This window comes from Aeromonas sp. 603607 (assembly GCF_049171595.1).
Classification (GTDB): Bacteria; Pseudomonadota; Gammaproteobacteria; order Enterobacterales; family Aeromonadaceae; genus Aeromonas; species Aeromonas veronii.
This window is the reverse complement of record NZ_JAAKOV010000016.1, coordinates 80,988-104,003: the sequence shown is the minus strand read 5'-3', so window position 1 is coordinate 104,003 and position 23,016 is coordinate 80,988. Positions and strand designations below refer to the sequence as shown.

General features: G+C 60.0%; 18 protein-coding genes. 3 read left to right on the top strand and 15 right to left on the bottom strand.

Annotation, left to right across the window (positions count from 1 at the left end; genetic code table 11):
• Positions 1–25 precede the first annotated feature (25 nt).
• From G5315_RS15570 to G5315_RS15530, 9 genes are all read right to left on the bottom strand, one after another.
• The gene (locus G5315_RS15570; protein WP_421333330.1) at positions 26–3,154 is read right to left on the bottom strand and encodes an efflux RND transporter permease subunit; all 3,129 of its coding nucleotides are present in this window, start codon (positions 3,152–3,154) and stop codon (positions 26–28) included.
• A gap of 73 nt (positions 3,155–3,227) precedes the next feature.
• A complete protein-coding gene (locus G5315_RS15565; protein ID WP_421208667.1) occupies positions 3,228–4,760 on the bottom strand; it encodes an efflux RND transporter periplasmic adaptor subunit in 1,533 nt (510 codons plus the stop codon).
• A gap of 272 nt (positions 4,761–5,032) precedes the next feature.
• Positions 5,033–5,533: a hypothetical protein gene (locus G5315_RS15560; protein WP_058055875.1), complete on the bottom strand. Its 501-nt coding sequence runs from the start codon at positions 5,531–5,533 to the stop codon at positions 5,033–5,035.
• Positions 5,534–5,590: 57 nt separating this feature from the next.
• On the bottom strand, positions 5,591–6,343 hold the full coding sequence (locus tag G5315_RS15555) for a substrate-binding periplasmic protein (RefSeq protein ID WP_058055876.1): 753 nt from the start codon (positions 6,341–6,343) through the stop codon (positions 5,591–5,593).
• A 116-nt stretch (positions 6,344–6,459) separates the two neighbouring features.
• On the bottom strand, positions 6,460–9,570 hold the full coding sequence (locus G5315_RS15550) for an efflux RND transporter permease subunit (protein ID WP_421171806.1): 3,111 nt from the start codon (positions 9,568–9,570) through the stop codon (positions 6,460–6,462).
• A gap of 9 nt (positions 9,571–9,579) precedes the next feature.
• Complete coding sequence (locus G5315_RS15545; protein ID WP_421171953.1) at positions 9,580–10,737, bottom strand: efflux RND transporter periplasmic adaptor subunit; 1,158 nt, start codon at positions 10,735–10,737, stop codon at positions 9,580–9,582.
• Between the two features lie 363 nt (positions 10,738–11,100).
• Positions 11,101–11,907: an exodeoxyribonuclease III gene (gene xthA / locus G5315_RS15540; RefSeq protein WP_100653387.1), complete on the bottom strand. Its 807-nt coding sequence runs from the start codon at positions 11,905–11,907 to the stop codon at positions 11,101–11,103.
• 115 nt (positions 11,908–12,022) lie between these two features.
• Entirely contained in the window at positions 12,023–12,985 is a 963-nt protein-coding gene (locus G5315_RS15535) for an ion channel (RefSeq protein ID WP_201937181.1), read from the bottom strand.
• 66 nt (positions 12,986–13,051) lie between these two features.
• Positions 13,052–14,698 carry a response regulator gene (locus G5315_RS15530; RefSeq protein ID WP_421171808.1) on the bottom strand — a complete coding sequence of 549 codons (1,647 nt, stop codon included), beginning with the start codon at positions 14,696–14,698 and terminating at the stop codon, positions 13,052–13,054.
• Positions 14,699–14,993: 295 nt separating this feature from the next.
• On the opposite strand from G5315_RS15530, the gene G5315_RS15525 reads away from it, so the two are divergent.
• A complete protein-coding gene (locus tag G5315_RS15525; protein WP_421333327.1) occupies positions 14,994–15,419 on the top strand; it encodes an Hsp20/alpha crystallin family protein in 426 nt (141 codons plus the stop codon).
• Between the two features lie 61 nt (positions 15,420–15,480).
• Here the strand turns inward: G5315_RS15525 and G5315_RS15520 are convergent, their stop codons facing one another.
• Entirely contained in the window at positions 15,481–16,536 is a 1,056-nt protein-coding gene (locus G5315_RS15520; RefSeq protein WP_421333325.1) for an FAD:protein FMN transferase, read from the bottom strand.
• A gap of 335 nt (positions 16,537–16,871) precedes the next feature.
• Here G5315_RS15520 and azu point away from each other — a divergent pair, with 335 nt between their 5' ends.
• Complete coding sequence (azu, locus tag G5315_RS15515) at positions 16,872–17,312, top strand: azurin (RefSeq protein ID WP_005337768.1); 441 nt, start codon at positions 16,872–16,874, stop codon at positions 17,310–17,312.
• Between the two features lie 137 nt (positions 17,313–17,449).
• Complete coding sequence (locus G5315_RS15510; RefSeq protein ID WP_421333324.1) at positions 17,450–17,653, top strand: hypothetical protein; 204 nt, start codon at positions 17,450–17,452, stop codon at positions 17,651–17,653.
• Positions 17,654–17,658: 5 nt separating this feature from the next.
• Here the strand turns inward: G5315_RS15510 and G5315_RS15505 are convergent, their stop codons facing one another.
• The 5 genes from G5315_RS15505 to G5315_RS15485 all read right to left on the bottom strand — a co-directional run bounded on the left by G5315_RS15505 (position 17,659) and on the right by G5315_RS15485 (position 22,984).
• Entirely contained in the window at positions 17,659–18,114 is a 456-nt protein-coding gene (locus tag G5315_RS15505; RefSeq protein WP_069529010.1) for a PD-(D/E)XK nuclease superfamily protein, read from the bottom strand.
• A gap of 93 nt (positions 18,115–18,207) precedes the next feature.
• On the bottom strand, positions 18,208–18,771 hold the full coding sequence (locus tag G5315_RS15500) for a HutD family protein (RefSeq protein ID WP_421333323.1): 564 nt from the start codon (positions 18,769–18,771) through the stop codon (positions 18,208–18,210).
• 85 nt (positions 18,772–18,856) lie between these two features.
• Entirely contained in the window at positions 18,857–19,516 is a 660-nt protein-coding gene (locus G5315_RS15495) for a YceH family protein (RefSeq protein ID WP_064336484.1), read from the bottom strand.
• A 139-nt stretch (positions 19,517–19,655) separates the two neighbouring features.
• On the bottom strand, positions 19,656–21,794 hold the full coding sequence (locus G5315_RS15490) for a diguanylate cyclase domain-containing protein (RefSeq protein WP_421333321.1): 2,139 nt from the start codon (positions 21,792–21,794) through the stop codon (positions 19,656–19,658).
• Positions 21,791–22,984: a sugar ABC transporter substrate-binding protein gene (locus tag G5315_RS15485; RefSeq protein ID WP_421333319.1), complete on the bottom strand. Its 1,194-nt coding sequence runs from the start codon at positions 22,982–22,984 to the stop codon at positions 21,791–21,793. The genes G5315_RS15490 and G5315_RS15485 overlap by 4 nt, the downstream gene beginning before the upstream one ends.
• Positions 22,985–23,016: the final 32 nt, after the last annotated feature.

Here is a 23,016-nt window from a genome sequence, read left to right as displayed (position 1 = left end):
AGTCAATATGGATCGTGAAATCGGGTTACTCGGATTGCGGGTACGCGCTCTTGCCAAGGCTGCGACTGCGCCACAGGTAGTAGGCGGCGGGCAGCACCAAGAGGGTCAGCACCAGCGCGCTCACCATGCCGCCGATCATGGGGGCGGCGATGCGCTGCATCACCTCGGATCCGGTGCCGTGGCTCCACATGATGGGCAAGAGGCCAGCGATGATGGTGACCACCGTCATCATCTTGGGGCGCAGGCGCAGGGCGGCGCCGTGGATCACCGCCCGGTGCAGACCCGCCTTGTCCGGCTTGCCACTGGCCACCAGGTCATCCCAGGCATGGTTGAGGTAGACCAGCATCAAGACGCCGGTCTCTACCGCCACCCCCGCCAGAGCGATAAAGCCCACCCCGACCGCCACCGAGAGGTTGAAGTCGAGCAGCCAGAGGGTCCAGATCCCCCCCACCACCGCCAGCGGCAAGGTGGTGAGAATGAGCAGCACCTCCTGAACGCGGCGAAACGCCAGATAGAGCAGCAGCACGATAATGGCGACCGTCAGCGGCACCACGTAGGCGAGGCGCGCCTTGGCCCGTTCCATGTACTCGTATTGGCCAGACCAGGTGAGGGCGTAGCCCGCCGGCAGCACCAGCTGCTTGCCCACCTCGGCTTTGGCCTCATCGACGAAGGAGCCGATATCGCGGCCGCGAATATCGACGTAGACCCAGCCGTTGAGCCGCGCGTTTTCACTGCGCAGCATGGGGGCTTCATCGCTGATGTAGACCTGGGCTACATCCGCCAGCGCGATGCGAGCGCCACTTGGCGTGACCACCGGCAGCAGCTCCAAGCTGGCTACAGAATCGCGATAGCTCTGGGGGTAGCGCAGGTTGATGGGATAGCGTTCGCGCCCCTCGATGGTTTGGCCCACCTCCATGCCGCCCACTGCGGTGGCGAGCACCGCCTGTACATCGGCGATGTTGAGGCCATAGCGGGCCGCTTTGAGCCGGTCGATATCTACCTTGACGTAGCGGCCACCCGCCACCCGCTCGGCGTAGACCGATGAGGCGCCCTCTACCTTGCCAACGATCTGTTCGAGCTGTTGGCCGAGTTGCTGGATCACCTTGAGATCCGGCCCCGCTATCTTGATGCCGACCGGGGTCTTGATACCGGTGGCAAGCATGTCGATGCGGGTCTTGATGGGGGGCACCCAGGCGTTGGTGAGGCCGGGGAAGCGGATGAGGGAGTCGAGCTCCTCTTTCAGCTTCTCCGGGGTCATGCCGGGGCGCCACTGATCCCGGGGCTTGAGCTGGATGCTGGTCTCCATCATCACCAGATCGGCAGGGTCGGTGGCGGTTTCGGCGCGCCCCGCCTTGCCGAACACGTTCTGCACCTCGGGTACGGTACGAATGAGCTTGTCGGTCTGCTGCAAAATCTCCCGCGCCTTGCCCACCGAGATATTGGCTGCGGTGGTGGGCATATACATGATGTCCCCCTCGTCCAGCGGCGGAATGAACTCGGAGCCCAGGTACTTGAGCGGCCAGAAGCCCGCCACCGTGACCACGGCGGCGATGGCCAGGGTGGTTTTCGGGCGGGCCAAGACGGCTTTGAGCAGCGGCACATAGCCCTGGCTTAGCCAGCGGTTCAGCGGGTTGGCTTGCTCCGCCAGCACCTTGCCACGGATGAAGTAACCCATGATCACCGGCACCAGCGTGATGGCGAGCGCGGCAGCCGCCGCCATGGCATAGGTCTTGGTGAAGGCGAGGGGGTGGAACATCCGCCCCTCCTGCGCCTCCAGCGCAAACACCGGCAGGAAGCTGATGGTGATGATCAGCAGGGAGAAGAAGATGGCAGGCCCCACTTCGATGCTCGCCTCTGTGATGATGCGCCAGCGGTTCTTGTCGGTGAGCGCCTCCTGCTCCATGTGTTTGTGGACGTTCTCGATCATCACGATGGCGCCATCCACCATGGCGCCGATGGCGATGGCGATGCCCCCCAGCGACATGATGTTGGCGTTGATCCCCTGCAGGTGCATCACGATAAAGGCCACCAGAATGGCGATGGGCAGGGTAATGACCACCACCAGTGACGAGCGCAGGTGGAACAGGAAGGCGAGGCAGACCAGCACCACCACGGCGAACTCCTCCAGCAGCTTGCCGGAGAGGTTATCGATGGCGCGCTGGATAAGGTCGGAGCGATCGTAGACGGTGACCACCTCCACCCCCTCCGGCAGGCTGCTCTTCAGCTGAGCGAGCCGCGCCTTGACCCCGTCGATGGTGTGCTGAGCATTCTCGCCATAGCGCATGACGATAATGCCGCCCACCACTTCCCCTTCGCCATTGAGCTCGGCCAGGCCGCGCCGGCTCTGGGGCCCGGTGACCACATCCGCCACGTCGCCCAGCAGCAGCGGGGCGCCGCGCACATTGGTGCCGAGCGGGATCTGCTTCAGATCCTCGACGCTCTTGAGATAGCCGTTGGAGCGCACCATGTACTCCGCTTCCGCCATCTCGATGACGGAGGCGCCGGTCTCCTGATTGCCCTGCTTGATGGCGGTCTCGATAAGGGAGAGCGGGATGCCGTAGGCGCGCAGTTTGTCCGGGTCGACCCGCACCTGATACTGGCGCACCATGCCGCCCACGGTGGCAACTTCGGAGACCCCGTCCACCGTCTGCAACTCGTACTTGAGGAACCAGTTCTGCAGCGAGGTGAGCTGGCTGAGGTCATGCTTGCCGGTTCTGTCCACCAACGCGTACTGATAGACCCAGCCCACCCCGGTGGCATCGGGGCCGAGCTGGGGACGGGCGGAGGCGGGCAGGTTGGGGGCGACCTGGCTCAAATACTCCAGCACCCGGGCACGGGCCCAGTAGAGGTCGGTGTTGTCGTCAAACAGCACATAGACGAAGGAGTCGCCGAAGAAGGAGTAGCCGCGCACCGTGGTGGCCCCCGGCACCGCCAGCATGGCGGTGGTGAGCGGGTAGGTCACCTGATCCTCCACCACCTGGGGCGCCTGGCCTGGATAGGAGGTCTTGATGATCACCTGCACGTCGGAGAGATCCGGCAGGGCGTCCACCGGGGTTTGCTTGACCGACCAGAGCCCCCAGGCGGTGAGCATGAGGGTCAATAGCAGCACCAGAAAGCGGTTGCCCACGGACCAGCGAATAATCGAGGGGATCATGGTTGGGCTCCTTGCTCATTGGGTGCAGAGAGCGGAGAGCGGTTGCCTGTCAGGCAGCGAATGATGGAAGGGATCATGATTTCTTCTCCACCTCGGGCATCGCCATCTGATGCTGGCTATGGTCCATGTCTTCCATCTTCTCCATCTCATCTGCCGCAGGCTTGGCGGTGTCACCGCTTGCCGGCGTTTGCTGCTGATGGATGGTGGTGATGCGGTACTCATCCCCCTCCTGCATCACCTGCAGATGGAGGGGCTGTCCCTCGACCAGCTTGCTGATGTCGACTCCTTCGGCGACGGTAAATTCCATCTCCATGGCGGGCCACTGCCACTCGGGGATGGGTTGGTGGGAGACCATCAGGGTACGGTTGGACAGATCGATGCTTTCAACCTCGCCCTGGGTCCATACCTGGGCAGGGCGCACTGCCGTCATACGCTGGAAGTCTGAATCGATGGCCGACTCGGAGTCGAGCAGGAACTGGGCCGAGCTGACGATGTTATCCCCCGCCTCTACCCCTTCCTTGATGGCCACCTTGTCGCCAAACTGGGGACCCAGAGTGACGGCCACCGACTTGAAGCTGCCATCCCCCAGCGCCAGCACCAGCCGGTCCTGGCTGCCGGTACGGATCACCGCTTCGCTCGGCACCACCGGTTGCGGCTCTCCCTTGCCCGCCTGAATCGTCACCTTGGCGAACATATTGGGTTTCAAAAACTCGTCCGGGTTGGCGAAGCGCAGGCGCACCTTGAGGGTACGGGTGGTGGCATCCAGAGTCGGGTAGAGGTAATCGACCCGGCCCTGCCAGTGGCGGCCGGGGGCGTAGTCGAGGGTCATGGTGACCGGATCCCCCACCTTCAGCTGGGCGGCCTGGCGCTCGAACACCTCGGCACTCACCCACACCTGCTTGAGGGTGCTGATGTTAAAGAGGGCCGCGGCGGGCTCCACATACTGGCCTTCGCGCACCTTCAGCTCGGAGACATAACCGCTGCTGGGGGCATAGATACGCACCGTCTCCTGCACCTGACGGGTGCGCTTGAGGGCCGCTATCTGATCTGCCGGTACCTGCAGGGACTTGAGCTTGCCTTCGGCGGCGCGCAGCAGCAGCGGGTTGGCAGTGTTGAGGGCCAGCAGGTATTCGTGCTGGGCGTTGACCAGATCCGGGGCGTAGAGCTCGTAAATAAGGCTCCCCTTGCTCACCTGCTGCCCTTCGCTCTTGATGGCGAGGGTGCGGATCCAGCCCGCCATGCGGGCGTTGACCGCCTCCAGCTTGTCCTCGTCATAGCCGACGTAGCCCACCGTCTCGATCTGCTGGTGGATAGGGAGCTTCTCCACCTTGGCAAGCCGCACCCCCAGGTTCTGCTGGATCTCGGGGCTGATGGTGACGGTGCCCGGTGAGCCGCCCTGTTTTTCCTCATAGACGGGGATAAAGTCCATCCCCATGTTGTCCTTGGCCGGGGCATTGCGCTTGTCGCGCGGATCCATGGGGTTGACCCAGTAGAGCGGCGTCTTCTCCTTGGCCACGGTGCTAGCAGTGGTCTGTTTGGCAGCCCAGTAGCCGCCACCGGCGCCGAGGGCCAGCAGCAGGGCTGATACCAGCAGTTTCTGGCTCATCGCACACCCCCACTTAGTGGCAGGGTGGCAAAGTTCTTGGCGGCGATAAGGCCGGTAACAGGGACAAGTGACATCATATCTCTTCTCTTGTGCAGGCCGCCGGATCGGAGATGGACAAGGCATCACCTAAGGGATTGGCGGCAAACGGGGCGCAGCTGTATCAGCGCGCACGGCTCCCAGTGAGCGGGCCGGTTTGGCCGGGGCACAGGGTCAGGCAAGGCGGCAGGAGACGGGCAAGCCGAGGCTTGCCGCTGCCGCAAGAGAAGATCTTTCTAGTGTCGCAGCACCGACAACATCAGGTGTCGGCGCGGCCAGGAGGGGGGATGGGTACCGCGTGATCGCAGGAAGGGATCCCGCAACCAGTTATCAAGCAGTGCAGTTGCGAAGTTACTGCCAAGTAGCAGGGGGAAGATCAGCAGGGCGACCAATACACCCAGCAGAGCTATCGCGCCGAAGGAGAGGGCATTGACGCCGGTCTGCATCTGGCACTCATCGCCCATGGCCGACCCCTCGTCTCCCTGATGGCAGGAGAGGGCCATGGTATCGCTCGGGTGAGACATTGCGGGCATCGCATGAGAGCTCTCGCCATCCGCCATCGCCATGGATGAATCCAACATCACCATTGGCAGGGGGCTGCTTTGGGTCGTCTCGGAGGAGAGGGGAGAACCATGCCAGCTGATGCAGAGAGTCAGATTGCACACGAGCAGCAGCGCCAGCAATAGCCGGGCTAGCAGGGCAGAGGGCAATCTTGTCGCAAGCTGGGTGAGTGACAATCCGGTCATCCTTCAGGATCTGGTATCCAGACTCTAAACCTTGCTTCTGGGAGAAGGTCAAGGCGAGGGCTGGCGCTGTTGTTGCAGATAGATGTCGCTGTATTTCTCCAGCAGCTGATCTATCCACTGCCTCATGCCCGGCGCTTGCAGCATGGGTTCCAGCTGTTCGAGGGTGCCAAGATGGGGAGATTGTAGTGAAACAGAAATATAGAGCTCACCGCGCTGCAGTGGCCACTGCAGATCAACCATTCCGCTGCTCGGGTAATTTTCGCTCAAAAACAGGCGACCGGAAGAGCGGCCATAGGGAACGAAGTCGACCCGGTCACTGGCCAGCAGGCCAAATACCTGCTTGAGGGAGTTGACCCTGTAGATGCGGGTATTTGCTTGCAAAAAATCATCCATTTCGCTGCCAAGGCTGACGCCTATCATCATGGCTCCCCGCAGTCCGGTCAGATCCTCCCGTCGCTGCAGCAAGCGGCTGCCGGGTTGGCGCACGAACACCGCCATGTCATTGATGGCCATGGGCGTTCGGGTAAAGCGGGAGTAGTGTGCTCTCTCTTCGTTGCGCAGCGCACAGATATTGATGTCGACCTCTCCTTTCGCCACTTTCTGCTGACAGCGGGCCCAGGGGCCCACATAGGAGAGATCCACATTGAAACCCAACCGTTGATAGAGGGTACTGACTACTTCGGCACAAACGCCGATGATCTTGCCATCGCTCAGCCAGTTCCAGGGGGGATAATCGTGATGACCACAGGCGGAGAGGGTAGTGGTCGTCAAGGTCGTCGCGAGCCAGAGCTGAGCCAGCATATCCGGATCCTGTGCAAAAAAGTCTCGATGTGTGTCATTGAAGCACACCGCAGACAAAAAAATACCCCCGCACGGGCGGGGGTAGTTTGTTATCGGTGGAACGCCCGTGGAGAGCGTTACGGCTTGGCGCGCTTTTCCGACCCTTTCATGATGAGGCGGAAGAAGAGCGGGATAAAGAAGATGGCGATAAAGGTGGCCGCCAGCATGCCGCCGATCACCGGCCAGCCGAGAGCGTGACGGCTTGCGGCACCAGCGCCGCTGGAGGTGACCAGCGGCACACAGCCGAGGATGAAGGCCAGCGAGGTCATCACGATGGGACGGAAACGCAGGCGCGCCGCCTCCAGTGCCGACTCGATGAGGCTCATCCCCTCTTCGTGCTTCATCACCGCGAACTCCACAATCAGTATGGCGTTCTTGGCGGCAAGACCCACCAGGGTCACCAGCCCGATCTGGAAGTAGACGTTGTTGGTGAGTCCTACCAGCCAGGTGGCCAGCAGGGCGCCGAACAGGGCGAACGGTACGGCTGTGATCACCGCAAACGGCAGGCTCCAGCGTTCGTACTGGGCTGCCAGGATGAGGAAGATCATCACAATACCGAAGCCGAACGCCATGCCTGCGCTACCGGCAGAGGCCTTCTCCTGATAGGCGGAACCGGTCCACTCCAGCTTGGCATCGTTGCCAAGGGTACTGTTGGCCACCTCTTCCAGTGCGGCGATCGCCTGACCCGAACTGTAGCCGGGTGCCGGCTGTGCCATGATCTTGGCTGCCTGGAAGATGTTGAAACGCTCTACCAGCTCGGGGCCAGTGGCATCACGGACCGTCACCAGGCTGCTGAGCGGGATCATCTCGCCGGTGTTGGAGCGCACGTAGACGTTGCGGATATCGCTCTTCTTGGCGCGGTAGTCCGCTTCGGACTGCAACTGTACCCGGTAGGTTCGGCCAAACTGGTTGAAGTCGTTGACATAGACCTGACCGAAGGTGGCCTGCATGGTGTCGAACACCGCATTGATCGGCAGCCCCAGCGCCTTGGCTTTCTCGCGATCCAGGTCGAGATAGACCTGCGGCACATTGGCACGGAATGTGGTTGTGACACTGGCAAACTCGGGGCGCTCCTTGGCGGCGGCGAGGAAGCGCTGTACTTCGCCCGAAAACTCCTGGGCACTGCCGGAACCCCGGTTTTGCAGGTAGCCTTCCAGTCCGCCGGTGGTGGACATTCCCTGGATGGGGGGCGGGTTGAAGGAGGCAACAAAGCCGTCAGCCAGCCCCATCAGGCTCATCCCCTGCAGAGTTTTGGCCAGCTCGAAGGAGTCCTGGCCTGTCCCCTTGCGCTCGCTCCAGTCCTTCAGGGTAATGAAGGTGAGACCGCTGTTGCTGATGATGGCGTTGGAGAGGATGTCGAAGCCCGAGAAAGTGATCACATCCTTCACATTGGGATTGGCCATGGCGAGCTTGTCGAACTGATCCGCCACTGCCTGTGTCCGGCTCATGGCGGCGGCATCCGGCAGCATGACGGCGGAGATGAGGTAGCCCTGATCTTCGTTCGGTACCAGCTCGCCCGGCACTTTCAGGAAGAGACCGTAGATGGAGAGCAGCAGTACGGCGATGATGGCAAAAGCGACCCCCACCCGACGGTTCAGGAAGGCCACACCCCGTACATAGCCGCGGGTCAGCTGGTCAAATTTATCGTTGAACCAGACGAAGAAACGGGCCGGTTTGTGATGTCCCTCTTTCAGCAACACGGCGCACAAGGCCGGAGAGAGAGTCAGAGCCACCAGACCGGAGATGGCCACCGAGACCGCGACCGTGATGGCGAACTGCTTGTACATCACCCCTGTCATGCCACCCATAAAGGCGACCGGCAGGAACACGGCGCAAAGCACCAGCACGATGGCGACCACCGGACCTGAGACCTCCTGCATGGCGAGGATGGCAGCCTCTTTGGGCGAACATTTCTTCTCGCTCATGATCCGCTCGACGTTCTCGAGCACCACGATGGCGTCATCCACCACGATACCGATGGCGAGCACCATGCCGAACAGGGTCAGCAGGTTGATGGAGAAACCGAGCACCAGCATGCCGGCGAAGGTCCCGATGAGCGACACTGGCACCGCGATACAGGGGATCAGGGTGGCGCGGAAGTTCTGCAGGAACAGGTAGACTACCACGAACACCAGCACGATCGCCTCGAACAGGGTGTGTACCACCTCTTCGATGGAGATCTTCACAAACTCTGTGGTGTCGTAGGGGATCTGGTACTCGATATCCTGCGGAAAGCGCTCCTTGAGCCGCTCCATGGTGGTGTGCACCGCATCGGCGACTGCTACGGCGTTGGCACCGGGCTGCAGATAGGTAGCGATACCGATGGCCGGTTTGCCGTTGGCGCGGGCCACCAGATCATAATCCTTGCCCCCCAGCTCGACCCGGGCGACATCGCGGACCCGGATCTTGGAGCCATCGGGCATGGAGCGAACTATGATGTTCTGGAACTCTTTCACATCTTCAAGGCGACCCTTGGTCTGCACCGTGTAGGTGAAGTCGATGGGGGTCGAGGTGGGCTGAGCGCCGATCTTGCCTGCCGCAAACTGGGTGTTCTGCTCGCGGATGGCGCTAATCACATCACTCGGGGTGAGTTCGAGCTGGGCCAGTCGATCCGGCCGCAACCAGATGCGCATCGCATAGTCGGTACCGCCAAACAGAGTGGTATCACCGATGCCGGGAATCCGCTTGAGCTCGTCGATGATGTTGAGCAGGGCATAGTTTGACAGATAGGTGGTATCAAACGAGCCGTTCGGCGACTGGAGGGTGACCACCTGCAGGATGGAGGTCGATTTCTTCTTGACCGTTACCCCCTGCTTTTTCACCTCTTCCGGCAGCTGGGCCATGGCGGCCGATACCCGGTTGTTGACGTTGATGGTGGCCTGATCCGGATCTGTGCCGATCTCGAAGTAGACGTTGAGGTTCATCTGGCCGTTGGAGGCCGAACCCGATTGCATATAGATCATCCGCTCGACGCCGTTGATCTGCTGCTCCAGCGGTGCGGCGACAGTCTGGGAGATCACCTCCGGAGTGGCCCCCGGATAGAAAGCGGTCACCGAGACCACCGGCGGGGTGATCTGGGGGTACTGCTCGATGGGAAGCGAGCGCATTGCCGCCAATCCGCCCAGCACGATAATGATGGAAATCACGCTGGCGAAGATGGGACGCTCGATAAAAAACCTGGAAAACATACGAGCTCCTTACTTGGCCGCTGAGTGGCTGACCATCTTGGCGGTGATGGCTTTCATCTCGTCGGCAGAGACAGGTTTCACCACGCTGCCGGGGCGAGCCTTCATCAAGCCTTCGACGATGTAACGGTCACCGGCATTGAGGCCGCTGTCGATCAGCACCCCCTCGGAGACCACCGGGCCCAGTTTGACCGGACGGGGGATCACCTTGTTCTCGGCATCGACCACCATCACCATGCGGTCAGCCTGGGACTGGACGATAGCGCGGGGCGGCACCACTATGGCATTCTTGCGGGTGCCCAGATCGATGGTCATACGGACAAACTGGCCGGGCAGCAGCACGCCGTCCTTGTTATCGAAGATGGCGCGGGCACGGATGGTGCCGGTCTGGGGATCGACCCGGTTGTCGGAGAAGTTGAGCTTGCCCGCTTGTGGGTAGACAGAACCATCGGCCAGGCGGATATGGGTGCGCCAGTTGGTGGCGTCCTTGGCTTCAATGGTCCCTCTCTTGACCGAGTTCTCGAAATCGAGGCGATCCTGCTCCGAGTAGGAGAAGTTGACGTAGAGCGGATCAAACTGGGTGATGGTAGTGAGCAGGCCGTTGTCGCCACTGGTGGAGATAAGGCTCCCCTCGGACTGGGAGCTCTTGCTCGCCATGCCGTTGATGGGGGCAGTGACCTTGGTATAGCTGAGGTTGAGCTCGGCCTCCTTCACCTTGGCCTGAGCGGCCTGATGGCTGGCGATGGCCGCTTCATAGTTGGCGATGGTGTCGTCATAGTCCTTGCGGCTTACCACCTGGCGCTTGAAGAGGGGAATGATGCGATCCCGATCGGCGCGAGCCTTGTTGAGTCTGGCCTGCTCCTGGGCCAGGGTGCCTTTGGCCTGCTCCAGCGCCACCTTGTAGGGCTCGGGGTCGATCAGGAACAGTTGCTGGCCGGCGGTAACCGGTTGGCCTTCTACATAAGTGCGCTTGAGCAGGATGCCACTGACCCGGGAGCGGACATCGATCTCGCGAAAACCGGCGGTTTCGCCCACCATCTCGGTGGTGAGCGGCACATCGGTCAGGGTCGCCTCGTTGACTACCACGGGCACGGCCGGCATGGTTTGCACCGTCTGGTTTGTTTCCCCGCCACAGCCGGCCAGTGCACCGGCCAGCGTCAGAGCGAGCATCCCCTGTTTGAATAATCCTGCTCTGGTGTTTGGCTCCATCATCATTTCACTCCTGTTGGCCCGATTGCGGCCATCATGCACACCTTTTTTTTCGGCTGACGTGATTAACTTCATGATTACAAATTAACTCATTGGATTATTGAAGTTTTTCAATCATAGAGCATGAATATTGAACCCAAGCTGCTTGATCGAAAAAGTTCTCTCTGTTCTTCACAACAGAAGCCGTTCTGCTGCTGAAAAATGGAGTAAAGAGTATCATATGAGAACGATATTGCCGACAGGATAGTGTGTGCGATGACAATAGGCAGGAGGAAAAAGGGGGGAGAATTGTAGCGGGCGAGAGGAGCCCTCGCCCGCACTCAATCAGGCGAAGCAGGCCCAGATGGGAGCGTGGTCGGAGGGTTTCTCGATGCCGCGCAGTTCATAGTCGATACCTGTCTCGGTCACGCTGTCCTTGAGGGCGTCGGAGGCCATGATGAGGTCGATGCGCAGGCCGCGATTCTCGTCAAAGCCCTTGGATCGGTAGTCAAACCAGGAGAAACGCTCGCACTCGGTAGGGTTGGCGGCGCGGAAGGTGTCGGTGAGACCGAACCCTTTCAGGCGCTCCATCCACTCCCGCTCGATGGGCAGGAAGGAGCACTTGCCATCCCGCAGCCAGCGCTTGCGGTTCGCTTCGCCGATGCCGATGTCGAGATCGGTGGGGGAGATATTCATATCCCCGATCAGCACCAGCTGGTCGTCCGGCGTGTGATGAGTTTCGAGATAGTGCTGCAGATCCTCGTAGAACTTCTGCTTGGCCGGGAACTTGGTCTCGTGATCCTGGCTTTCACCCTGCGGGAAGTAGCCGTTCATCACCTTGATGAGAGAGCCGTCTTCGCGCTCGAAGGTCGCCATGATCATCCGGCGCTGGGCCTCTTCGTCATCGGTGGGGAAGCCTTTCTCCACCTTGACCGGCTTCTGCTTGCTCATGATGGCGACCCCATAGTGGGCCTTCTGGCCGTGAAACTCCACGTGATAGCCCATGGCCTCCACATCGGCCAGCGGGAAAGCCTCGTCGTGTACCTTGATCTCCTGCAGGCCGATCACATCGGGTTGGTGCTTGTCGATGATGGCTTGCAGCTGGTGCAGGCGGGCGCGCAGGCCGTTGATATTGAAAGAGATGATCTTCATGTCCGGGATGCTCATGTCATTTTTATAAGTGGCTATTGGACTAGGAATCGGCGGTGGATGCAAGTTCGGGGCGCGGGTCAGCACCAGTGGCCGACCCGCTTGGCAGGGAGAGGCGTCAGCGGGTCATCTTTTTGACGAATACCACCACAAACAGCGCCAGCGTGAAGCTGCCGGTAAAGGCTTCGAAGGCGGCAAAGATCCTGGAGAGCCCGACCGGAGTGAAGTCGCCGTACCCCAACGTGGTGAAGGTGACCACGCTGTAGTAGAGGCATTCGAGCAGGAAGATGGCGTTCTCTTCAAGGGGCGCCTCTGGTCGATAGATAAGGTAGTTACCCGCGAAGTTGAGGCCGCAGAAGAAGTAAAAAATGCTGCAGATAAAGATGAGCAGCAGAGAGAAGAGCACCACCCTCATCGGGGCCTCGCCATAGCCGCAGAAGAGATCGACCACCCAGGAGGTAAAACGCTGGGTCGACCAGAACGGCAGTTGCAGGCGGCGCATGGTGAGCTCCTGCTGGATATAGTTGCCGGACATGGTGAAGATCCCCTGCGCCTCGGAGGCTTTGCGTAGATCCCGGTAGGTCTCTTCCGCCTCCTTGAACCAGATGCGCGCCTGTTTGGGATCCCGTTCGCGGCGCCCCTTGCGATCCTGCATCACCCGTTTGCCGGTCTGCATGTTGTCGAGCCGGGTGTTGTGCCAGCGGATGCCGAGCAGGTTGACGTCATCGAGGGTGGCGCACTGGAGGTTGGCATCACTGAGATCGGCTTTCATCAGGCTGCCGCCCTTCATGCGCAGGCCGTAGAGGTGACCACCGCGCAGGTTGGCGCGATAGAGGTTGCACTGCTCCAGCAAAAATCCCTGATCGGACTCCTTGTTGACCAGATTGAGGCCCGCCAGATTGGCCCGTGACAGCTGCAGGCCGTGGCAGAGTCCGCCAGCGCGAACGTACTGTTCAAGCGCCTCGGCGGTGTGGGCTTCCTGATGGGTATGGTGGGGATCATGCCAGTGGCAGAGATCGTGCTCGCCAGCCTCTTCACTGCAGTGGCGGCCATCGGCCACCAGATAACGACACATCGCCATCTTCGTTTCCCTCGCATTGCCGAACTGGTTTCAGCATAGGCGGGGAAAAGGGGGCACGGCGGCGTCTTAGCTGAACTGGTTGAACTCCTGGCGCAGCTTGCGAAAACGCTCCTGCTGGGCCGGGTTGAGGGGGATGCCGTCGAGCACCTCCAGGGTCTCCTTGCATTCGGCACCAAACTCCGGGCTCTTGCGGTTTTTCTGCATCAGTTGCAGCAACACCTGGATCTTGTTGAGGGCGGCACCGGTATTGGCGGGCGCGCGGCGCAGGGCCTCGCGGAAGTGACCGAGTGCCTGTTCAAGCTCCCCGGCCTGATAGGCTTTGATCCCCAGATCGTTGAGCTGTTGGTAGCGCTGACGCCGCTCCAGTACCGTCTTGTCATCCCGGGTTGCCTGAATACAGGTGGTGAGCAGCCGGTCTTCGTCCTCCGCCAGCAGCCCTTGCAGGCTTTCGGCATATTCAAACTCGCCGAGCTGGTAGAGGGCAAGGATGGTCTCGCCAAGCAGGGCGGGGGGCATGGTGGCCGGTTCATCAAGCCAGTTCTGATTGGCGCGATAGAGCATCTTCTTGCCCTTGAGCAGCTCGCCCAGCGCAATCTGCACCCGGGCCTGACAGATCTGCTCGAACACCGGGTAGTTGAACTCCGACATCATCAGCGAATCGCGGATGCGCGACAGGGCAGAATTGACCTGCTTTTGCAGGTTGGCGATGTGGTAGCTGTCGTTGCTGTTGAGGGCGTAGAGGGTCAGGGTCTGGATATAGGCCCCCAGATAGTGGGGGGTGCGGTGAATGGAGTTGCGGGACAGGTCGATCAGCGACAGCAACACATCCTTGGCCTGGGCATAGTCGTGGCGCAGCAGGCACACCTCCGCCAGTCGGCGGGAGAGTTGCACCGACTGGGGGGAGATGTCCACCGCCCGCCTGAGCTCCTGCTGCGCCTGCTCGTCATTGCCGAGGGCGAGTTGGGATTCCGCCAGCCAGAGGTGAGCTTCCACCATCAGCGGGGTATTTTTGAGGGTCGCCTGCAGATGGCTGACCGCCTCTTCATGGAGCCCCAGAGTGTTGCACGCCTTGCCCAGCGTCAGGCGGGCCCAGCTGTTCTCCTGGCCGGCCAGCAGCTGGCGCATCAAGGCGCGAGCCTCCTGTGCTTCACCCAACTTGAGGTGGGTATCGGCCTGCAAGCAGCGGCAGTAGTTGGCAAAACGGGGCACCGCATCGGCTCGCTCGGCACAGGCGGTAATGAGAGCCTGGAAGTTGTTGTCGGCCAGGGCGGTGAATACCGGTGCCAGGGCATGACGCCGGGCGAGGGCGCGTCTGAGGCGAAACGAGAACTGCTCCTGGGAGAAGGGCTTCATTAGGTACTCGTCGGGCTCGGCCTCCAGCGCACTCAGCACCATGGCGCGGGAGCTGTCGCTGCTCACCATTATCACCACGCTCTGGGGCGGGATCAGGCTCTGGTCACGCAGACTCTCCAGCAACTGGCGGCCATTTTCGCCGACCCCCAGATCGTAATCGATGAGATAGATGTCGAAGCTGCCCTTCTGGCAGCGACGCCGTGCATCCTCGGCGGTATTGGAGTAGGTGATGTTGCTGATACCCAGATTGATCAGCATCGCCTTCATCATCACCTGAAACGAGCGCTGCTCATTGACCATCAGAATGCGTTGTGGCTTGGCAGGGCTCTTCTTTTCTGACGCGTTTTCCGGTGTCTGCATTGTTCTGGGTCGAGGCGCTACGGGTTGATGGGAGAAAGTGTGCCACCAAAGCGTGTCAAGTGGCAATCAATGTGCTTTTGTCACGCAACTTTCAGTTTCCATGTCACGCTCTGTGCCTGGTGGCCAGGGCGATGTGGTTGATCCATATCAAATAAAGCTCAGATGGGGTGGCAGCACGCGGCACACTTTTTAGACTGATAGAGGGGGCAAAGACAAGCCTCGGTCACATATAGGCCCCATCAGGCAGGTATCAGGGCCTGCCTCTGTCAGTCCATGAATCACGGAGGGATCAGAGATGAGTTTGCTACCAAGCCGTACCAGTCTGTTCGATGACCTGTTTCGCGATATGGCGTCCGGCTTCTATATTCGCCCCTTGCACGGGGACCCCTTGCCGAGCCAGATCAGGCTGGATTTGAAGGAGAGTGATGGCAACTATGTGCTGCAAGCCGAGTTGCCGGGGGTTGCCAAAGAGGACATCCATGTGGATATCCATGGTAAACAGGTGACGCTGAAAGCGGAGATCCGCCAGATTGACAGCCAGAACAAGGATGAGCGAACACTGCGCAGTGAACGCTATTTTGGCAGTGTTTCACGCACTCTGGAGTTGCCGGTCGAGGTGGCGCTGGACAAGGTCAGCGCCAGGTTCGAGAACGGTATCCTCACGTTGCAACTGCCCAAGCAGGTGGAAACGCCAGCCCCTCACCGGGTGACCATCGAATAGCCCGTGACAAGTTCATCATCAACCGTAATGAGAAGGCCCCGTTATCGGGGCCTTCTGTTTATCAGTGCTTTTCTGTCGGTTGCTTCGCCAGATAGTGGGCGAATTGGGGCGTGTACTTGGCCTTGAACCCCTGTTCGGTCTTGATGATGAGATAGACCGCCAGCTTGTGCTGTTTGGCAAATGCCATACCCGCTTCGGGCCCCATCACCATCAGCGCGGTATCGAGGGCGTCAGCCTCAAGCGCGGTCGGGGTGATCACGCTGGCGGAGACTAGCTTGTGGGTGACCGGCTGGCCGGTGGCAGGATCGATGATATGGGAGTAACGCTGGCCATCCAGCTCGTAGTAGTTGCGATAGCTGCCTGCGGTGCTGAGCGCCATACCGTTGGGGATGACGATATCGGAAAACGCCCCCGGCTGATCGGAGGGTTCGACGATGGCCACTTTCCATGGCGAGCCCTTGCTGTTGTTGCCCTTGCTGCGCACCGCACCGGCCACTTCGATCAGGTAGTTGTGTACCCCCTTGCCGTCGAGCAGGGCGGCAATCTCGTCAGAGGCGGCCCCCTCGCCAAGGGTGGAGAGGTCGAGATAGAGATCCGGGATCGTTTTTTCGAGCAGGAAGTGATCCCCCTGCGGGGTCAGGGTCAGCTTGTCGATGCCCACCTTGTGGCGGGCGGCGGCGATGGCCGCCTCATCGGGCCGCTTGACCGGCCGTTTGTCCGGGCCAAAGCCCCACAGATTGACCAGAGGCCCCACGGTCACATCCAGCTTGCCGTCGGTCAGCTTACCGGCATCAATCCCCTGCTGGACTATGATGGCCATGGCGGGCGGGATGGCAAACGGGGTGTTGGCGGGTCCCTGATTGAAACGGGAGATGAGGGAGCCCGGATCGTAGGTGGAGATCTCCTTGTTCATCCGGGCTAGCAAACTTTCTACGTCACTTTTGAGGGCGGGCTCCCCACCGGGGTAGCTATCGCTCAGGGTCACCACATAGTAGGTGCCCATGGTCTTGCCCTGAATACGGGTCTGGGCAGGCGGGGTGGGCTGGCAGCCGGCCAGCGCCAGCAGCAGGGTCAGCAGCAGGCCGCGCAGGGCCGCCACGGGGGTTATCGCAATCATCCGGCGCTCTCATCTGGAGAAGGTTCATATCGGGGCGCTAGCTTAGCCAAGGGGCGCCCGCCGGGCGAGCCCTGATAGGGGCAATCGGAGGGAAAAGAGCAGAAAAAATTAAACAGTTTTGAACCTGTGGCGGGAGCGGGTCGTATCGTCCATCCGTGAGGGAGAGAGTGGCGAGTAGAGCACCGTCTGGTGACCTGGCCCGCAGCTTTGGCCAAAAGCCATAGCCGATTGAAGACAATTGAGTAAAATGAAGGTCGATTTAGACGGCATCTTTGCGAAGCGTTCACCGCATCCGCCAAGTCGTTGCCATCCATTGCCAATCAAAGGAGAAGATGATGAAAAAGGCGATTACCCTGCTGTTTCTGAGTACCCTAGCTGCCCCCGTGCTGGCGGATGAGTGTGCACTGGTCATCGAAGGCAATGATGCCATGCAGTACAACCTCAAAGAGATGAGCGTGCCGGCCACCTGCAAGGAGGTGACGGTCACCCTGAACCATACCGGCAAGCTGCCCGTGACCGCCATGGGTCACAACTGGGTGCTGGCCAGCACCGCCGACTATCAGACCGTGGCAACTGCCGGGATGAGCGCCGGGGCCGAGAACGGTTATCTGCCCAAGGATGATCCTCGTGTGCTGGCTCACACCAAGCTGATCGGCGGCGGCGAGAGCAGCAGCGTCACCTTCAAGACCGACGGTCTGGCGGGCAAGGATCTCACCTTCTTCTGCTCCTTCCCCGGCCACTTCGCCATGATGAAGGGCTCCTTCAAGGTCAACTAAGGTGCTGACCGGCACGAGCCGGTTGGCTCAATAGAAAAGCCGGGATTTCCCGGCTTTTCTATTGAGCTATATATCTGACAGAATTGGCTGGCATCAGACGAGGTTTTTGTTCTAAAGACGCTGGAAGATACACGGAAATGCAATTAGTAAAATTGGTTCTCAGTTGTTGTTTAATCTTGGTGTGTACCATCGCCTTGGCAGCAGAACCTCCGGTAAAGAAAAGTCGTAGTGGTATATGTCATCCGAAAGGGGGGACTTATTACAACCGAACCAAGCATTATATCCCTTATGACACAATGCAAGCATGCCTCGATAGTGGAGGGCGGGCACCCAAACGTTAATCAAATTAGAGCCAGAGTGAAAACTCAGCCAAATCATAGCATTTGACATTTTTGGTAGCGCATTTTTTCGCCTCGGATTTTAGCCATTCAAATGCAGCTTTTTTATGGCCTTGGCCTTCAATCAAAATGATGACATTTTGTTCAGGAGCTTTGTTTGCGCTTTGTAAAAAGAAAGGAAATTTACGGTCTACAGAGCCGGAAACTTGTTGCTGATGAGGCTCAATACGAGTTAACCCATCAATTGGATGGTTAATTACAAAAGCACTGATTGCTTTAAGCCCATAGAGATCCTCGTAAGGAACTCTGCATTTGAATGTTTTGGCGTTAACTAATTTATTATCCTCAACATAACCAAATTCATTCAAAATCTCTCTAATTCTTTTCTGTAGTTGTTGATTACTTTTTTCTTCTTCAGTGGTGAGTTCTGGTGGTGTTTCGAATCCATCAAGTGTGTATTGCATAGGATCTCTCATCACAAAAGCCATGAGAGACCCATATTACTCCGAGATATATAACTTTCAATATTCGTGAGTGATTTTTAACCGCGGCAGATCCTATTTGAGAACATCCTGCAGGGTAAAGAAGGCGATGGCGGTCTTCTTCTGGCATTCGAAGTGAATGCTCTCTTCACCGGTCACCACCAGCGTCTCGTTGATGGCCACCTCTTTGCCCTGCAAGGTCAGCTGGCCGCTCAGCAGGTGACAGAGGTAGGTCTTCCCTGGCTCGAGGGTCAGGGTCAGCGGGAAGGGGAGGTTCAGCACCCGCACGTTGGCGCTGATGCGAGCCGGATGGTAGATAAGCCCCAGATCGGTCACCTCTTTTTTCAGCAACTCGCAGTGGGTCTCCTCGTCGCCGCTAAAATGCGCCGCCTCGAAGGTGGCGTAGGGGTGGCCGTTGAGCACAAAGCCAGCCCCGCTCACCGGCAGCAAAATGCGCTGATAGCCGGGAAAGGGGGAGAAGGGGCCCGCGCTCTTGATGGGTGCCGAGCTCAGTCGATAGTCAAAGTCGAGTTTGGCAAGGCTGCTCCCCTTGGGGGAGATGAGGATCTGGCTGGTGGTGCCCTGCTGGTTTTTCCAGGGCATCTTCTGGTGGTCAGACTCTTTAATCAGGGTGATCACGGGCACTTCCTCACGATAAAAAAACGCAGGGAGCCGGGGACATCAGCCCCGGCTCCCTGATAGAGATGGGTGATGGTAAAGGCGATCAGCCCTGACCATCCAGCGCAGCCAGCCGCGCTTCCATGGCGGCGAGACGGCTCTTGAGCTCGTTTACCTCCTGCTCCAGCTCGCTCAGACGGTCGGCGGCAGGGGAGGCATAGGCCGCGGCGGGAGCGGCATCCATCATCGCCTGAATATCCACTTCGCCGCTAAACAGGTGGGCGTAGCGGGATTCGCGCTTGCCCGGCTCGCGCGGCAGCTTGACCACGTAGGGGCCACGTTCGATGAGCTGGGTCAGCACCGCATCCACTTCGGTGACATCATCGAAGCTGCAGAGGCGGTTGGTGCGCGAGCGCAGCTCCCCCGGGGTTTGCGGGCCGCGCAGCAGCAGTTCGCATACGATGCCGAGCTCCTGGGCACTGAATTTCAGCTCGCCAAATTCGGTGTTGCAGAACCTGTGCTGGTAGCGGGGCACCCGGGCGTTGAAGCCTGCAGTGTTGACCACCAGCCGCTTGCGGATCAGCTCGTCCACCACGGCGCGGATATCTAGCTCGGAGAGCTCCAGCACCGGCTCGCGGTTGCTCTTCTGGTTGCAGGCGTTGACCAATGCATTAAGGGAGAGGGGATATTGATCCGGGGTGCAGATCTCTTTTTCAATCAGACAGCCGATGACGCGGGCTTCCAGCGGGCCAAGTACTAACTCCATTTCCTACTCCCTTCCAAATCGAGACATCAAGAGCCCCTATCTTAGTCATGGTCCGCGCCGCGTCTAGCGTTGCGCGCCATTTTTGCGAGCTGATCAGGGCGTTGGCGAAAGGCTCGCCAACGCCGCAGACCTCCGCTTTTTATCGCTGCCCCTGATAGAAGCGCGCCTTATTGGCATACATGGCGTCGTCAGCCACCCGGCTCAGCTCCGCCAGCGGGGTCTGGTCGCTGCTGCTCCAGCCGATGGCAAAACGCAGCGGGAAGCTGTGCTCCCCATGCTGCACGATGGCGTGCTGCTGGCTTGCCTCCAACCTGCCTGCCAGCTGCTGGCTGGCGAGGTGATCCGCCTCCGCCAGCAGGACGAACTCGTCGCCGCCGATACGGAAAATCTTCTCATCCTGACGGCAGAGGGTGCGCAGTTGGCGAGCCATCTGGATCAGCAGGGCGTCGCCCGCCTCGTGCCCATACTGGTCGTTGGTGCGCTTGAGGCCGTTGAGGTCGAGCATGAAGAGGGCGAGGTGACGCTCCGGATGGCGCGCCAGCACTGCTTGATAGTGGTGGAAGGCCTCTTCGAACGCCTGCCGGTTGGGCAGCCCGGTGAGGTTGTCGGTGCGGGCGACCCGCGCCAGCTCGTCGGTGAAGAGGCGCCCCTCGATGCCCACCGCCAACTGCTTGGCAAACAGCCGCAAGATGGCCCTGTCTTCGGACTCCAGCCCTTCGGCGCTCACCATCAGATAGCCAAACAGCACGCCGCTTTGGCTGCCGGGCAGGGTCATGATCTTCCAGAGTGCGTTATCCCACTGGCATTCGGAGTGTTTGACCTCCTCATCCATCAGTTGAGCCAGTTTCTCCTGCAGGGCATCCCGCAAGGGGGAATCGACCCCCTGGGTCAGGGAGTAGTGAGGCTGGCCATCGCGGCGGATCACCAGCCCCCAGCGGTGACCGGGATAGAGCTGCGAGAGCTGCAGCAGGGCGGAGCTGGCCAGCTCGGCAATATCGATATCCAGCTGCTGGTGCAGACCGAACTGCAACCAGGATTGCAGGATATGGCGGCTGCGCTCCTCCCGGCTCAGGGCAGAGCGCAGGGCGGTCGTTTGTGAGGCGACCTCTTGCTCCAGTTCGTCGTTGAAGCCGAGCAGCCGCTGGTTGAAGGCCTCTTTCTCGCTATTGGCCTGTTGCAGCTGTTCATTTTGTTGATAGAGCGCCCGCACCTGATCCGAGATGGTGCTGGCCATCTCCTGCAGCAACTGGCGCACCTCGTCGTACTCCACAAAGCGCAGCGGTGCCTGCCGTTGCTGGTAGTTGCCCTTGCCATAGCTGCGCACCAGCGCGGCCAGCGAGCGCAGCGGTCGGGTGAGCCAGCGGGTAAGCCAGACACAGCCGATGGCCACCAGCAGCAACATGACGGCGATGCTGATGGTGAGCAGCTGCTGGGATTTGTTCAGCTCGCTAACCCTGTCATCGCTGTAGCTGTAGAGGGTGATGGTGGGGGTAATCATCTCTGCAAGTTGTGGCCAGCCGATGGTCAAGAGCTGCGCCATCTGGCTGGGGACCCGGTCATCCATGTCTCTGGTGTTGTCATGTGAGCCCTCGTAGAGAGGGGTATCTCCTTGTGAAATGACCAGATACTCGCTCCCCTTGAGATAGGGTTCCAGCAGCTGGGCCATCTGTCGCCAGGGGAGGATAGCCATCACGAAGCCGGAAGGGGTCTGCATCACGCCAGCACGCTGGTGATTGCGATAGATGGGGGCCACCAGCGCCAGTCCGCCGCTGCGGTCCTGCTCCATATCGCCGATCAGCAGGGGATCATCCACAGGCATCAGCAGATGTTTACCCTGTTTGGCTTCCCGCGTCTTGCTCCAGGCCATCAGCTGTGGCATCAGGTTGCTCGATTCAAGGTGGGAGGCCCGGCCGTTGATGTACTCCACTACCCGACCCTGATCATCGATTAGGTAGGCCGAGGTCAGTAAACTGTTGGACTTGATGAAGGTAGCCAGCGCCAGCCGGGCATGACTGGAGAAGAGAAAATTCTCGAGTGCCTGATTGAGCACCCGGTCGTTGCTGAGTTGCTGAAGCTGGGTGCCGATCAGCTCGCTGCGAAAGCGTGCCTCACGGGTCATGCTGGTGAGGGCCCGTTCCAGCTGGGATTGTTCGCTCTGAGCAATGATCTGGTGCTGACGAGCCAGCAATATGCCGCTCACCAGCAGCGCAGGCAGCAGGGCAACGGTGAACAGGATGACGATGAGCGTGGGGCCGAGCCGAAAGGTACGATGTTTCATGGTGTTTTGACCTGCCGGTACTGCTGATCGGCCAGCTGCTGCATATAGCGGGCGGTGTCGGCGGCACTGATCCCCTCTTTAAAGCGCTCGAACCCTTTCTCCATCGCTTGCCAGGCGATGGACATGGCGCTGTCGGAGGGCATGGGGGTACTGAGGGTGAACTGTTCCAGCAGCACTTTTTCCTGAGGCGTGGGACGGCGGCTGATGGCGGTAAAAGCCTGCTGATTGACCGGCAGCAGCGCCCCCTGATGATAGATGGACTGCTGAATATCCTGACGCTGGATAAAGGCCATCAATGCCTTGATGACGGGTTGCCGATCCTCATCGTCCATCGCCCAGCGGGAGGCTCCCATCACGTAGGCGCCGCTCATGGAGTGCATGGGATGGCTTTGCCAGCGGGGCAGCAGGGCGACGCCCAGCTTTTCCCCCATGTTCTTCACCAGATCATTGAACGCCCAGTCCCCATTGATGAGGTAGGCGCTCTTGCCCTCATTGAAGCGGGCGAGGGCGGTGTCATAGTCGCACTCGGGATCGACCCACTGTTCGCTGGCGACGGTGCGGTAGGCCTCCAGTGCCTGCACCATGGCCGGGTTGTCGAGGGTGATGCGCCCTTCGGTCACCGGCGAGCCGCCAAAGGTGTGTAAAAAGGCGGCGAAGTAGTACATGTCGTGATAGGGCCAGCTGACGGGGTAGACCCCCTTGGCCTTGAGGACCGGGGTGATAGCAGTCAGTTGCTGCCATTGGGTCACCGGAGTCGAGACCAGCGCCTTGTTGTAAAACAGCATCAGATGGTTGCCCTGCATCATGGGCATGCCCCAGCGTTGCCGATCCAGGGTGACATAACGCAAGGCACTGGCCATTAGCGCGGGGGAAAACCACTCGGCCGGGAGGGGGGCGAGGGTCATCTGGCGATAGAGGCCGATAAAATCGGAGGGGATCAGCATCAGGTCGGGCAGCCCCCTGGCCTGAGCCGCCAGCAGGAGATCCGCCTTGATCTTGCCCGGCTCAATCTGGGTGACCCGCACTCTGTGGTTCCCCTCCTGATTGAAACGGGCGATCACGTCGTCGATCACGTAACCGGCTTGCTGGGAGTGCCACAGCTCCAGTTCAGGCTCCTGAGCCTGCAGGGGGTGGCTCAATACGAACAGGCAAAGCAGCAAGAGATGATAAAAAGATCGTTTTCTGCTCATGTTATCATCACCGTTATTCCCTGAATTCCAAG